This is a genomic window from Bradyrhizobium sp. CFUWI (genome assembly GCF_056429085.1).
The window spans coordinates 420,298-434,621 of the sequence record NZ_JBWJZE010000002.1 but is presented as its reverse complement, the minus strand read 5'-3'; the positions used below and the strand labels follow the sequence as shown (position 1 = coordinate 434,621).

Below are 14,324 nucleotides of genomic sequence, written 5' to 3'. Positions count from 1 at the left end.
CAACAGCTTTGCAGCGCATGATAATTGCAGGCGATCTTTTCGATCGAATGGCAATGGTCAATGCGGGCTGCCACGGAGACACAACAACGGGGCACACGCCGACGGGAACTCACATACTGCTTCGGCCCTTTTCGACTGGTTCCCCGCCGCCAGTTGCTCCTTCTCGAGGGGCGCCCCGTCAAGCTGGGCGGACGCGCATTCGAGCTCCTGCAGGTGCTGGTGCAGCGCTGCGGCGATCTGGTCAGCAAGAATGAGCTGATGGCTGCGGCCTGGCCGGGCACCTTCCTCCACGACAGCAATCTCAAGGTCAACATGTGGAGCCTGCGGCGCTCGCTGGGGGATACCCAGATCGAACCCGTCTACATCGCGACCGTGGCGCGCCGCGGGTACAAGTTCATCGCGGACGTGCAAATCAGCATCGGCGAGGTCGAGGACCACCTTCCGCACCCCGATCCGCTTTCCCTGTCCAATCCGCCATTGTTGCGCGGCATCGTTGGTCGCGAAGCGGACATCGTCGAAATCGCTGATCTGTTGGCCGACAACAGGCACGTGACCTTGGCTGGCACGGGAGGGATCGGCAAGACGACGGTTGCGGTGGCCGTCGCCCAGGCGTTTGCACCACGGTGCCGCGACGGAGTCTGCTTCGTCGACCTCGCCACGATCTCCGATCCGACGCTGTTCGGCGCGGCGCTGCTGACGGCGCTGGGCGTCAGAGGCAACACGGACAACGATCTGGCTGCGGCTCTCGATTATTTGAGGCCGCGGCAGATGCTGCTCATCCTGGACAATTGCGAGCATGTGCTGCCGGCCGCCACGATCTTTGCCGGCAAGTTCATGACGGATACATCGCCGTCCAGGCTGCTTGCGACGAGCCGCGAGCCGCTCGGCACCGCCACCGAGCATATCGTGCGGCTTGGTTCGCTGGCCTCACCGAAATCCGGCCTCGCCCTGACCGTCGATCAGGCCGTCAGGTTTCCAGCGGTGCAGCTGTTCGTCCGTCGCGCCGCCGAATGGTCGGACTACCAGTTCGCCGGTGACGATTGCGAGGACGTCGCCTCGATCTGTCACGCGCTCGACGGCCTTCCGCTGGCGATCGAACTGGCGGCGGCCCAGATCGGCAAGTTCACCCCTCGCGAATTGGTGGCGCTGCTCGATCGGAAATTGGGTTTTCGGGCCCCCGACACCGAGAGCGCGCCGCCGCGCCATGAAACCCTGATGGCGACAATCGACTGGAGCTTCCGTCTGCTGCCGCAGAACGAAGCGAGACTATTCTGCCTGCTGTCGGTGTTCACTGAGGCCTTTGACGCCGAGGATGCGGTTTTCGTCGCGGAGGCCGCGGGGATTGCCCCGGTCGACGTCGTCACCGGGCTCGGCAGTCTCGTCGCCAAATCGCTGTTGAGTGCGCAGGCACGCGGCGCAAGCCTGCGCTATCGGCTGCTCGACAGCACGCGGCGGTATGCCGCCGAGCGGCGCTTGGCCGATCCGGCCTGCGGCCAGGCACTGCGCCGCCATGCAGAATGCGTCCTCGCGCTGTTCGAGCAGTCCGAGGAAGAGTGGAACTGGCGCGAGCCGACCGATTGGACCCAGCGCTACCTCGGTCGCATTGCCGATCTGAGAGCAGCGCTTTCTTGGGCATTCGGAGAGGCAGGCGATGCCCACCTGGGAATCAGGCTCACGGTCGCGGCGATCACCTTGTGGTCGGAAACCTCCATCCTGTCGGAAGCGCAGGCACGGTTGAACGATGCGCTCGCTTTGGCCAAGACGGTCGCGTGCGATGATCTGTCGAAGGCAAAGCTCGCCTGCGCCCTTGGATGGAGCCTGTTCTACGCCCGCAACATGTCGAATGAGAACGAGCTTGCCTGGCTCGATGCGATCGCCTTTGCACGGCGGGCCGGCAGCATCGACTATCAGCAGCGTGCGCTGGTGGGCTTTGCCTTTTACCTGTTGCAGATCGGCCAGCTCCCGCGCGCCATAACCTATCTCGAGGAGGCCACCGCGCTGGCCGACCGGGAACGTGATCTGACGGCAACGTCCGAAGCCGACCGGGCACTGGCCTGGGCCCGCGCGTTTGCCGGCCAATTGAGCAAGAGCCGTCCTGTTCTGGATCGTCTTGCGGCAACCTATTCCCTGGCAGAGGGCCGTTCGCGCAAGAACGCGAACGAGGTCTACCGGTTCATCACCGTCCGCTTCAACCTGCCCTTCGTGGCCTGGATGCAAGGACAAGCCGACTACGCGGCGAGGCTGGCCCAAGACGCCGTCGATGCCGCGGACCGCAGTGGTCATTGGGTGTCGCAATCGAACGCACTTGGGCTCGCCGCGCTTCCTGTGGCGTTCGAAACCGGCAATCTGGACGCGCTCGAGAGCTACACGATGCGGCTGCGTCGCAACCTGGAACGCGAGCGCATCTCGCGCTGGGTTCCGGTGGAGCGCTATTTCTCCGCCTGCCTTCGCGACTTGCGTGGCGATCCGCACGCTGTGGAGCATATTCGAGCCGCGATCGAAGAGTTGATCGAATCTCGCTTCCTGATGCGGATCGGCAGCTATCTCGCGGTCCTCGCCCGCGCCTATTTGCGGCAAGGGCGGATCGCGGAGGCGCGCGAGGCCATCACGCGGGCGATCGGCCATCAGGAACGTCAGGGTGAGCGCTGGTGCCGGTCAGAACTTCAGCGGGTCGACGCAGCGGTCCTTCTCCATTCCGGCGAGCCGCTACGCGCTGAAAAACGGCTGCAACAGGCACTCGCCGAAGCACGCGCCATCGGAGCGGCGACATTCGAATTGCGCATCGCCACCGATCTCGCCGCACACTGGATCGGGACCGGCCGCAGGGTCAAGGCTGTCCGACTGCTGGCCCCGATCTATGAAGGCTTCGCCGAGGGCTTCGAGACGCCGGATCTGGTTGCGGCCTCGCGCCTGCTGGAGCGCGTGCCGCCGAGGGCGAGCGGCTGCGGCCATCATCGCCAGCCGAACCCAGTGCACGCCCGCGATGCATAGCTGGCCTACCGCCGCACCTGCCGCGCGCGCTTTACGCCTCGAGTAATTCCTGATCCTCTCTCCCCAACCAGCCGGATCAACCGGCCTCGCCAGGGAGAGAGACGCCATGAAGCTCGGGACCGCGATCTCGGAAATCATGCGGCGCGAGGGGATCGAGATCCTCTGCGGCTATCCGGTCAACCATCTGATCGAGCATGCGGCAAAGGCCGATATCCGGCCCGTGATGGTGCGGCAGGAGCGCGTCGGCATCCACATGGCGGATGCGATCTCGCGGGTCACGTCGGGGCGCAGCATCGGCGCGTTCTGCATGCAGCACGGGCCGGGTGCGGAGAATGCGATGGGCGGCGTCGCGCAATGCTTCGGCGAATCCGTGCCGGTGCTGGTGCTGCCGATGGGCTATCAGCGCAGGCTGTCGCATATCGAGCCGAACTTCAATTCCAGCGAGGCGATGAAGCCGTTCGCGAAATCGTCCGAGCCGATCATCCTGGCGGCTGAGGTCGCCAACATCTTCCGCCGCGCCTTCACCAAGCTGAAGAACGGCCGCGGCGGGCCTGTGATCGTCGAGATCCCCTCGGACATGTGGAACGAGGAGGTGCCGGAGCCGCTCGACTACACGCCGGTGCTGCGCACCCGCTACGGCGCCGATCCCGTTCACGTGAAGGAAGCCGCCGGCCTGCTCGTCAATGCGAAGCGGCCGGTGATCTATGCCGGCCAGGGCGTGCATTACGCGCAGGCCTGGCCGCAGCTGAAGCGGCTCGCCGAACGGCTGGCGATCCCCGTCACCACCAGCTTGGGCGGCAAATCCTCGTTCCCGGAGACGCATCCGCTCTCGCTCGGCAGCGGCGGCCTTGCGGTGCCGCGCGCGGTGCCGAAATTCCTCGGCGAAGCCGACGTCATCTTCGGCATCGGCTGCTCGTTCACGGAAACGAATTTCGGCATCGCGATGCCGAAGGGCAAGACCATTATCCATTCCACGCTCGATCCCAACCATCTCAACAAGGATGTGGAGGCTCGAATCGGCCTCGTCGGCGACGCCGGCCTGGTGCTCGACGCACTGCTGGAGGAGATCGGCAAGACCGTCACGTCGGATCGCGACGCCTCGGCCGTCGCGGCCGAGATCGCGGCCTCGCACCAGGAGTGGCTGGCGAAATGGATGCCGAAGCTCACCAGCAACGACGCCCCCTTGAGCCCCTATCGCGTGCTGTGGGATTTGCAGCATACCGTCGACGTCGACAACACCATCATCACGCACGATGCCGGCAGCCCGCGCGACCAGCTTTCGCCGTTCTGGAAATCGACAAAGCCCCTCACCTATCTCGGCTGGGGCAAGACGACGCAACTTGGCTACGGCCTTGGGCTGGCGATGGGCGCCAAGCTTGCCAAGCCCGACAAGCTCTGCATCAACGTCTGGGGCGATGCCGCCATTGGTTTCACCGGCATGGATTTCGAGACCGCGGTGCGCGAGCGCATCCCGATCATGTCGATCCTGCTCAACAATTTCTCGATGGCGATCGAGTTGAAGGTGATGCCGGTCTCGACCGAAAAATATCGCTCGACCGACATTTCCGGCGATTACGCCGCGATGGCGCGCGCCTTCGGCGGTTATGGCGAGCGGGTGACGCGGCCGGAGGACATCGTCCCCGCGATCAGGCGCGGCATCCAGAAGACGCAGGAAGGCGTCCCGGTGCTGCTCGAGTTCATCACCAGCAAGGAGACGGACGTGTCCCGGCCGGGCACGTGAGGCGGGCGCCCGCGATGGAGTCCAACTGCTTGCGCCGCCGTCCACCTCTCCCCAGCGGGCAGGGCAATCGCATATGGAGCCGATCTCGCCTGTGGCCATCCTTCGAGACGCCCGCCGTTGGCGGGCCCTCAGGATGAGGATGCGGGTGCGTGGCACGAGTTTCAACAGGCACCAATGCTACTTAGCCTCATCCTGAGGAGCTTGCGTAGCAAGCGTCTCGAAGGACGAGGCGTGCGCTCAGGTCCCCGCAAAGCGCCATATGCGATCGCCCTGCCCAGCGGGGAGAGGTCGGATTGCGCCGGGCGATGCGGAGCATCGTCCAGCGCAATCCGGGTGAGGGGCCGCAGCGCATCGTGAGACCGTAACCCCTCACCCGGATCGCATCTTCGATGCGATCCGACCTCTCCCTTCGGGAGAGGTGCAGCCCGGCGCTGGCTCCCGCCGCGAAAGATGTGATAATCCGGCCGGTGCCGCGCGTGTCGCGGCATCAAGCCGGATCAGGAATGTCCAACTCTCCGAACAATATCGCCGATGAACTCGCAGCCGAGAATGCGCGGCTGCGCAGCGAGCTGGCGATTGCGCGGGATCGCCAGAGCGCCAGCGCCGAGATCCTGCGCACCATCGCGGCCTCGCCCTCGGATGCCCGTCCGGTGTTCGAGGCGATTGCCTCGAGCTCCAAGCGCTTGCTGGGCGGCTTCTCCGCCACCGTGCTGCAGTTCATCGGCGACGAGTTGCACCTCGTGGCCTACACGCCGACCAGCCCGGAGGCGGACGAAGGGCTCAAGGCCTCCTTCCCGCGCAAGATCACGGAGTTTCCGACCTTCGCGCTGGTGCGCGGCGGCGAGACGATCCAGTTTCCCGACAGCGAGGCCGACGACGTCCCTGAGTTGAACCGGGACCTTGCACGGCTGCGCGGCTTCCGCAGCGTGCTGTTCATGCCGCTGATGAACCGGGGCACGCCGGTCGGCATGATCAGCGTCACGCGCACTGTAACAGGCGCGTTCGCGCCCGACCTCGTGCAGCTGCTCCAGACCTTTGCCGACCAGGCCGTGATCGCGATCGAGAATGCGCGCCTGTTCAACGAGACGAAAGCGGCGCTGGAGCGCCAGACCGCGACGGCCGACATCCTGAAGGTGATGGCCGCCTCGCCGTCCGACGTGCAGCCGGTGTTCGACGCTATCGCCGCCAACGCCAACCGGCTGATCGGCGGCTTCTCCACGGCGGTGCTGCGCTATGCCGACGGCGCCGCGCACCTTGCCGCGTTCACACCGACCGACCCGGCCGGCGATCGCGTGCTGCAGGCCTCGTTTCCGGTGCGGTTCGCCCAGTTTCCGCCTTACGGGCTCGTAGCCAATGGCACGGCGGCGCAATTACCCGACACCGAGCTCGAGCCGGCCGCGCGCGACATCGCGCGCGCCCGCGGCTATCGCAGCATGCTTTTCGCGCCCTTGATGAGCGAGGGCGAGGCCATCGGCATCATCATCGCGACGCGCCGTGCGACCGGTGCCTTCGCCGAGCATCACGTGCGCCTGCTGCAGACCTTCGCCGATCAGGCCGTGATCGCGATCAAGAATGTCAGCCTGTTCAACGAAGTCGCGAGCCGCACCGAGGAGCTCGCCAAGTCGCTCGACGAGCTACGCGCGGCGCAGGACCGGCTGGTCCAGACCGAGAAGCTGGCTTCGCTCGGCCAGCTCACCGCCGGCATCGCGCACGAGATCAAGAACCCGCTCAACTTCGTCAACAATTTTGCCTCGGTCTCCGCCGAATTGACCGACGAGCTGAACGAGGTGCTGGCACCGGTCAGCCTCGCAGCCGACATTCGCGCCGAGGTCGACGAGCTGACGGGGCTTCTCAAGGACAATCTCGGCAAGGTCGTGCAGCACGGACGGCGCGCCGATTCCATCGTCAAGAACATGCTGCTGCATTCGCGCGAAGGCGGCGGCGAGCATCGGATCAGCGACATCAACGCGGTGGTGGAAGAGAGCCTCACCCTCGCCTATCACGGCGCCCGCGCCGAGCAGCCGCAATTCGACGTGACGCTCGAACGCGACCTCGATCCGGCGGCCGGCTCGGCCGATGTGTTCCCGCAGGAGATCACGCGGGTGCTGCTGAACCTGATCGGAAACGGATTTCATGCGGTCGCCAAGCGCAAGGCGGAGAGCGAGGCGGCGGGTTACGAGCCGGTCGTGACCGCCGCGACCCGCGACCGCGGCGATCAGGTCGAGATCCGCATTCGCGACAACGGCACCGGCATCCCGGACGAGGTGAAGGAGAAGATGTTCAATCCGTTCTTCACCACCAAGCCGGCCGGTGAAGGCACCGGCCTCGGATTGTCGATGAGCCACGACATCGTGGTGAAGCAGCATGGCGGCACGATCGAGGTCGCGACCAAGCCCGGCGAGTTCAGCGAATTCACGATTCTGCTGCCGCGGAAGAGCAGCTTGCCGGATGGTGGGGGCTGAGCCCTACTCCGCCATCTCGACGGGTTGCTGCGCCGACGGCCCGGCCAGCGGCCGCTCCTCCATCGCGATCAGGCACAGCGCCGCGGTGGTCATCAGCGCGGTGGCGGCGCCGAACACGTAGCGGAAGGCGTGCCGCATATCGTCGGCGGGGATCGCAACGCTGCCCGCGGCGTGATGCTCGCCGGCGAGCGGAACGTCGACGCCGAGCGCGATAAGCAGGATCGCCGCGAAGGCGGCCACCGTGAACGAGGACATCAGCGAGCGGAAGAAGTTCATCGCCCCGGTGATGGTGCCGACCTGCGGGCGCGCGACCGAGTTCTGCAGCGAGACCACGCAGACCGGAAAGGTAGTGCCGAGCCCGAGTGCAAACGCCGCCATCAGCGTCAACAGGCCCCACAGCGGCAAGGTGGTCAGCGTGAGGCCGAGGCCGCACAGCGCAGCCCAGGAGGTGCCGACGATGGCGACGCGCTTGTAGTGTTTCGCACGGGCCATGGTGCGGCCGGCGACGGCCGCGCCGATGGTCGAGACCGCCGCAAGCGGGATCAGGGCAAGACCCGCCTCGCTTGCGCTCAAATGGTAGACCGACTCGTAATAGAGCGGCAGCTGCACCGTGAGGCCGGTGATCGCCCCGAGCCCGCAGCCGCCGGCGGTCAGCGCGAAAGGCGCCACCGATCCGGTCAACAGCTTCAGCGGCAGGAACGGCTCGTCGGCGCGGCGCGCGTGCCACACGAAGCTGACCGCGAGCGCGACGGCGCCGCCCACCAGCGCCAGCACGGTCGGCGACAGCCAGGCATAGCGCGTGCCGCCCCAGGTCAGCACCAGCATGAAGACGACGGCCGAGGCCATCAGCAGCACGCCGCCGAGCCAGTCGACCTTGCGCTTGCGGTGGAACACGGGGATCTTCTTCATCTTCGGCAGCAGCATCACGATGGCCGCAGCCGCGAGCGGCAGGTTGATCCAGAAGATCATCGACCAGTGCAGATGCTCGGCGAACACGCCGCCGATGACGGGGCCCAAAATGCCGCCGACCATCCAGACGCTGGAGAAATAGGCCTGGTACTGGCCGCGCTCGCGCGGGCTCACCACGTCGGAGATCACGGTCTGCACCACCGGCATGATGCCGCCGCCGCCGAGCCCCTGAAGGCCGCGCGCCAGGATCAGCATCGGCATGTTCGGCGCGATCGCGCACAGCACCGAGCCCGCCACGAACAGGCTGAGCGAGATGATGATCATGGCGCGGCGGCCGTAGATGTCGCTGAGCGTGCCGAACACCGGCGCGACCGCGGTCGAGGCGAGCAGATAGGCGGTGATGACCCAGGAGAGATTGGAGACGTCCTGGAACTGGCGCCCGATGGTCGGCAGCGCGGTCGCAACGATGGTCTGATCGAGCGCCGCCAGGAACATCGTCAGCATCAGGCTGATGACGATGGTGCGGACCTCGTCCTGCGACAGCGGCGCCGGCGGCGTGATGGACGGGGCGTCGTCGACGCTGATGACCTCGCTCGGCAGCCGGGACAGCTCCTCGGCGATGTCGTCGGGCAAAGTCTGGAGGTCGGCAGAAGCGCCCTGCCGGTCGAACTTGTTCATTTCGCTCGGACGTCATGTGGCGGCGCAACGCCGCGAAGGATTTGTTCTATGCAGCCCAATCTAGACAGCAAAGTCCTTCCCAGGCAGGCACCGCCGCGCATGGGTGCATCCCGCCCCCGGGCCATCCCGAACAATTGATCAGTCGAATGAACGAAATATCCGCGACGCTGCCCCCTCTCTCCATCGTCATGGCCGCGCTTGTCCCGGCCATCCACGATCTTTCGCGCGGCACGGAGAACGTGGATGCCCGGGACAAGCCCGGGCATGACGAGTTTTCGCTCGAGAAGACTGATCCTGCCCTGGAAGGCGGCTCAGTCCTTCGGACGTCGCTTCAGGCGAGCCCGTCTCGGCAGCACGGCCGGCCATTGCACGATGTGGTCCTCGAGCTCCTGGTCCGGGATCTCCTCCTCGCTGCCTTCAACCCGGCCGCGCACGGAGACGCCGGCTTCATGCACGGTGTTGGGATCGCCTGACACCAGCGGATGCCACCAATAGAGGTCCCGCCCCTCGGCGACGAGCTTGTAGCCGCAGCTCGGCGGCAGCCAGTTCAGGGTGCGGACATTGGCCGGCGTCAGGCGGACGCAATCCGGAACCTTGTCGGACCGATTCGGATAGTCCTTGCAGGTGCAGCTCGCACCATCGAGCAGCTTGCAGCCGACATGGGTGAAATAGATCTGCCCGGTGTCCTCGTCCTCGAGCTTGTTCAGGCAGCAGCGGCCACAGCCGTCGCACAGGCTTTCCCATTCGCCCGCCGACATCTCTTCCAACGTCTTGGTTTTCCAGAAGAATCCTTCCTGGCCTGAAGGTCGTTTGGGAGCTGCGGTCATGCGCCTCAACAAAGGTTCGAAAAAGTGACGGCCACGCCTTCTAGGGCGTGCGGCCGCGATGGTGCAAGCAAGGCGCCTTTGAGGCCCGTAATGAACCGGGGTCAATTAGGCCTGTTGTTCAAAATCGCGAGCGTGACCATTGGTTTATGGGCCCCGCTCAGCTAGAAGGAACAGCAAGTCCCTCGGATGCTGGCCGGGCGCCTTGGGTTTGCCGCAACATTCCCCCAAGACGTCTCGACGCCGCCCCGGCCGGGTGCTTGAACGCTGTTGAAGCGAGCCTCAAAGGTTCCAGGTGCGCCAGATCATACCATCGCATTGGAAGCAGAGGATCCGGAATTTCTTCCTGGATCTCGATGCACGCATCGACTCCTCGCTGTTCTCCTCGGCCAAGGGCATCCGCGAGCTCTACGAGCGCTACTCGACCTTTATGGACCGGTTCTATGTCGGACGCTGGAAGCGCTGGGTATTCATCGAGCCGCTGTCGGAGGCCGCGACGCTGGGCCTCGGCGGCCTGGTCGTGATGCTCGCCCTCGCCATCCCCGCCTTCCGCGAGACCGCGGACGAGGACTGGCTGAAGAAGTCCGATCTGGCGGTGACCTTCCTCGACCGCTACGGCAATCCGATCGGCAGCCGCGGCATCAAGCACAACGACTCGATCCCGCTGGAAGACTTTCCCGACGTCCTGATCAAGGCGACGCTGGCGACCGAGGACCGCCGCTTCTACGAGCATTTCGGCATCGACATCGCCGGCACCGCCCGCGCGCTCGTCACCAACGCGCAGGCCGGCGGCGTCCGCCAGGGCGGCTCCTCGATCACCCAGCAGCTCGCCAAGAACCTGTTCCTGAGCAACGAGCGCACCATCGAGCGCAAGGTCAACGAGGCCTTCCTCGCGATCTGGCTGGAATGGCGTCTGACCAAGAACGAGATCCTCAAGCTGTATCTCGACCGCGCCTATATGGGCGGCGGCACCTTCGGCGTCGACGGCGCGGCGCATTTCTACTTCAACAAGTCGGCACGCGACGTGACCTTGGCGGAAGCCGCGATGCTCGCCGGCCTGTTCAAGGCCCCGACCAAGTACGCACCCCACATCAACCTGCCCGCCGCCCGCGCCCGCGCCAACGTCGTGCTCGACAATCTCGTCGATGCCGGCTTCATGACCGAGGGCCAGGTGTTCGGCGCCCGCCGCAATCCGGCTTTCGCGGTCGACCGCCGCGACGAGGCCTCGCCGAACTATTATCTCGACTACGCCTTCGACGAGATGCGCAAGCTGGTCGACACCTTCCCGAAGTCCTACAGCGAGCGCGTCTTCGTGGTGCGCCTCGCCATCGACACCAACGTGCAGAAGGCGGCGGAAGACGCGGTCGAGAACCAGCTGCGCCAGTTCGGCCGCGACTATCACGCGACCCAGGCCGCGACCGTCGTCGCCGATCTCGACGGCGGCATCCGCGCCATGGTCGGCGGCCGCGACTACGGCGCCAGCCAGTTCAACCGCGCCACCGACGCCTATCGCCAGCCCGGCTCCTCGTTCAAGCCCTACGTCTACACGACGGCGCTGCTGAACGGTTACACACCGAACTCGATCGTGGTCGACGGCCCGGTCTGCATCGGCAATTGGTGCCCGCAGAATTATGGCCATTCCTATTCCGGCTCGGTGACGCTGACGCAGGCGATCACGCGCTCGATCAACGTCGTGCCGGTGAAGCTCTCGATCGCGATCGGCCAGAAGGAGCAGCCGAAGGCGCCGAACCCGGCCAAGATCGGCCGCGCCAAGATCGTCGAGGTCGCGCGCCGCTTCGGCCTCAAGGCGCCGCTGCCCGACACGCCGTCGCTGCCGATCGGCTCGGACGAAGTCACCGTGCTCGAGCACGCCGTGGCCTACGCAACCTTTCCCAACCGCGGCAAGGCGGTGACGCCGCATGCGGTGCTGGAAGTGCGCACCGGCACCGGCGATCTCGTCTGGCGCTGGGACCGCGACGGACCGAAGCCGCGGCAGGCGATCCCCGCGTCCGTCGCCGCCGACATGGCCGGCATGATGAGCCACGTCGTCAGCGAAGGCACCGCACGCCGCGCCGCGCTCGACGGCATTCCGACCGCGGGCAAGACCGGCACGACCAATGCCTATCGCGACGCCTGGTTCGTCGGCTACACCGGCAATTTCACCTGCGCGGTCTGGTACGGCAACGACGATTACTCGCCGACCAACCGCATGACCGGCGGCTCGCTGCCGGCGCAGACCTGGCACGACATCATGCTCGCGGCGCATCAGGGCGTCGAGGTCCGGGAGATCCCCGGCATCGGCATGGGCCAGAAGCTGCCGCCGCAGCATGTCAGCAACGCGCAGGCCAATGCGGCGCCGAAGATCCTGGAGACCAAGCCGGGTCCGCCGCCGGTGCTGACCAAGCGCGGCGCCGACATCCTGGTGCGGGTCGAGAAGCTGCTGGATGACGCCGCCCGGACGGCCAAGAAATCGGCGGATGCCGACAGCAAACCATCCGCGGCGACGAGTGCGCTCGCCTTCCCGCAGAACTACGCGGAAGAGAATGCCAACGCCTCGGCTCCGCGCAAGAACTGATCGAAACCCGTGCGTCTGATCCTGATCACATTGACGGCTCTTCTGCTCGCGACGGTGGTCGGCGTCGGCGCGACCTGGATGACGACGACGCGCGGCACCGAGATCGGCGCGCTGACCATCGGCGCCTGGACCGCGCGGCCGCGCACCGGCACCGCCGACGTCGATCCCTATTCGCGCGCCACCATCGTGCGCAACGGCGAGCTGCCGATCGGCACCGGCGACGGCGTCGCCTTCACCGCCACCACCGACGACAAGAAGAAGGCGCTCGACGGCCGCTGCGACGTGATCGTCTCCGGCGTGACGCCGCCGGCGCGGTTCTGGACGCTGACGCTCTACGACCGCAAGGGCCATCTCGTCGCCAATTCGCTGCAGCGCTACGGCTTCACCAGCCAGGAGATCGTGCGGTCCTCCGACGGCTCGTTCGAGATCCGCATCGCCTCGCGCTCGCGCGCCGGCAACTGGCTGCCGACCGGCGGCATCGAGCGCTACGCCCTGATGCTGCGCCTCTACGACACGCCGGTCGGCGTTGCCACGCGCACCCAGCGCGATGCGCCGATGCCGAGCATCAGCATGGTGGGCTGCTCATGATCCGCCTGCTGTTCACCATCGTTGCCGGCATCGTTCTGGGCCTCGTGGTCCATCTCGTCAGCGTGCTGGCGCTGCCGCGGATCGCGACGCAGGACGCCTATTCGCGGCTGACGCCGATGACGAAGGTGAACGGCGTCAGCCAGCTTCCCCTCGCCGATCCCAACACGTCGCCGATGCCGTTCATGGACCCGGCCTTTGCGCTGGCGATCTGCCGCTACGACCTCTCGGGCGGACCGATCAAGCTCACCGTGCCCGTGAGCCAGGCCTACACCTCGGTGTCGTTCTACACCCGTAACGAGATCGCCTATTACGCCATCAACGACCGCTCGGCGGGCCGCAAGGTGATCGAGCTCGATCTGATGACGGAAGCGCAGCACAACGAACTGCCCGAGGACGAAGAGGTCACCGCGGCCGACCGCCTGATCATCGATTCCCCGACCACCACCGGCCTGATCGTGATGAAGGCGCTCGCCCCCGAGCCCGGCCTGATGCCGCAGGCGCAGGCAACGCTGCAAGCCGCGACCTGCGCGCCGCAGACCGAGCCGCCGGCCAAGGCCGAGGCGCCGCGCGGCCGGCGTTGACGCACGGCCGGCTCGGCACCTTCAAAACAAAAAGCGCGAAAACAACCCCATGCACAGTAGCGGGGGCATTGAAATCATTGGGCTTCTTGATCGGCGACGACAACGCTTCCGGCCCGCAATGACGCTGCTTTGACACGTCGGGCAAAACACCGGCAGAATGGCATCGTCGCGAGGAAGGTCGCCCTCGATCAATGAATGATCTGGCCGAGGAAATCCCTTGCCCGCTCCGTGCTCGGCGCGCGGAAGAAGGTTTCGGGATCGGCTTCCTCGACGATGGCGCCGCGGTCCATGAAGACCACCCGGTCGGCGACTTCGCGGGCGAAGCCCATCTCGTGGGTCACGCAGACCATCGTCATCCCGTCCCGCGCGAGCTCGACCATGATGTCGAGCACCTCCTTGACCATCTCGGGGTCGAGCGCGGAGGTCGGCTCGTCGAACAGCATGATCTTCGGCTGCATGCAGAGGGCGCGCGCGATGGCGACACGCTGCTGCTGGCCGCCAGACAGCTGTCCCGGATATTTGTTCGCCTGTTCGAGGATGCGCACCTTGCGCAGGAAACCGAGCGCGCGCTCGTGCGCCTCGGCGCGCGACAGGCCGCGGACCTTGATCGGCGCCAGCATGCAATTCTCGGCGATCGAGAGATGCGGAAACAGGTTGAAGCTCTGGAACACCATGCCGACCTCGCGGCGGACGTTGTTGATGTCCCCCATCCGGTCCGTCAGCTCGACGCCGTCGACGACGATCCGGCCGGCGTCATGCTTCTCGATATGATTGATGCAGCGGATCAGCGTCGACTTGCCCGATCCCGACGGACCGCAAAGCACGATCTTCTCCCCTGCCCTCACGCTGAGATTGATGTCGTTCAGGGCCGTGAAGCGCCCGAACCGCTTCATCACTCCCTCCACGGCGACGATGGACTGCGGTCGGCTCGTCTCGTCCATGGCGGTCTGCTGAACCATTTTCGTCTCCCAGGGG

Annotated in this window: 9 protein-coding genes; 6 read left to right on the top strand and 3 right to left on the bottom strand. The window is 66.0% G+C overall.

Annotated features, from left to right (window positions below; all coding sequences use genetic code 11):
- Positions 1 to 24 precede the first annotated feature (24 nt).
- From AC066S_RS05780 to AC066S_RS05770, 3 genes are all read left to right on the top strand, one after another.
- Positions 25 to 2,991 carry an ATP-binding protein gene (locus tag AC066S_RS05780; protein WP_478269141.1) on the top strand — a complete coding sequence of 989 codons (2,967 nt, stop codon included), beginning with the start codon at positions 25 to 27 and terminating at the stop codon, positions 2,989 to 2,991.
- A 52-nt stretch (positions 2,992 to 3,043) separates the two neighbouring features.
- Entirely contained in the window at positions 3,044 to 4,732 is a 1,689-nt protein-coding gene (locus AC066S_RS05775) for a thiamine pyrophosphate-requiring protein (RefSeq protein ID WP_478269323.1), read from the top strand.
- A gap of 503 nt (positions 4,733 to 5,235) precedes the next feature.
- Positions 5,236 to 7,194, top strand: coding sequence for a GAF domain-containing protein (locus tag AC066S_RS05770; protein WP_478269140.1), 1,959 nt, complete (start codon positions 5,236 to 5,238; stop codon positions 7,192 to 7,194).
- 3 nt (positions 7,195 to 7,197) lie between these two features.
- Here the strand turns inward: AC066S_RS05770 and AC066S_RS05765 are convergent, their stop codons facing one another.
- The gene (locus AC066S_RS05765) at positions 7,198 to 8,781 is read right to left on the bottom strand and encodes an MDR family MFS transporter (RefSeq protein ID WP_478269139.1); all 1,584 of its coding nucleotides are present in this window, start codon (positions 8,779 to 8,781) and stop codon (positions 7,198 to 7,200) included.
- Positions 8,782 to 9,092: 311 nt separating this feature from the next.
- Entirely contained in the window at positions 9,093 to 9,608 is a 516-nt protein-coding gene (locus tag AC066S_RS05760; RefSeq protein WP_478269138.1) for a YcgN family cysteine cluster protein, read from the bottom strand.
- A gap of 292 nt (positions 9,609 to 9,900) precedes the next feature.
- Between AC066S_RS05760 and AC066S_RS05755 the strand changes: the two genes are divergently transcribed.
- Genes AC066S_RS05755 through AC066S_RS05745 form a run of 3 tightly spaced genes read left to right on the top strand, consistent with a single transcriptional unit; the run spans position 9,901 to position 13,349 of the window.
- On the top strand, positions 9,901 to 12,180 hold the full coding sequence (locus tag AC066S_RS05755) for a transglycosylase domain-containing protein (RefSeq protein ID WP_126256175.1): 2,280 nt from the start codon (positions 9,901 to 9,903) through the stop codon (positions 12,178 to 12,180).
- Positions 12,181 to 12,189: 9 nt separating this feature from the next.
- Positions 12,190 to 12,768, top strand: coding sequence for a DUF1214 domain-containing protein (locus AC066S_RS05750; RefSeq protein ID WP_135168128.1), 579 nt, complete (start codon positions 12,190 to 12,192; stop codon positions 12,766 to 12,768).
- Positions 12,765 to 13,349, top strand: a complete 585-nt coding sequence (locus AC066S_RS05745; RefSeq protein WP_135168127.1) for a DUF1254 domain-containing protein — start codon at positions 12,765 to 12,767, stop codon at positions 13,347 to 13,349. The genes AC066S_RS05750 and AC066S_RS05745 overlap by 4 nt, the downstream gene beginning before the upstream one ends.
- Positions 13,350 to 13,537: 188 nt before the next feature.
- On the opposite strand, the gene AC066S_RS05740 is transcribed toward AC066S_RS05745, so the two are convergent.
- Positions 13,538 to 14,308, bottom strand: a complete 771-nt coding sequence (locus AC066S_RS05740) for an amino acid ABC transporter ATP-binding protein (RefSeq protein WP_478269137.1) — start codon at positions 14,306 to 14,308, stop codon at positions 13,538 to 13,540.
- Positions 14,309 to 14,324: the final 16 nt, after the last annotated feature.

Excerpts from the sequence above, each read along its gene's own strand:
- AC066S_RS05745 (WP_135168127.1), top strand. The coding sequence starts at position 12,765 with ATGATCCGCCTGCTGTTCACCATCGTTGCCGGCATCGTTCTGGGCCTC.
- AC066S_RS05740 (WP_478269137.1), bottom strand. The coding sequence starts at position 14,308 with ATGGTTCAGCAGACCGCCATGGACGAGACGAGCCGACCGCAGTCCATC.
- AC066S_RS05770 (WP_478269140.1), top strand. The coding sequence starts at position 5,236 with ATGTCCAACTCTCCGAACAATATCGCCGATGAACTCGCAGCCGAGAAT.
- AC066S_RS05760 (WP_478269138.1), bottom strand. The coding sequence starts at position 9,608 with ATGACCGCAGCTCCCAAACGACCTTCAGGCCAGGAAGGATTCTTCTGG.
- AC066S_RS05765 (WP_478269139.1), bottom strand. The coding sequence starts at position 8,781 with ATGAACAAGTTCGACCGGCAGGGCGCTTCTGCCGACCTCCAGACTTTG.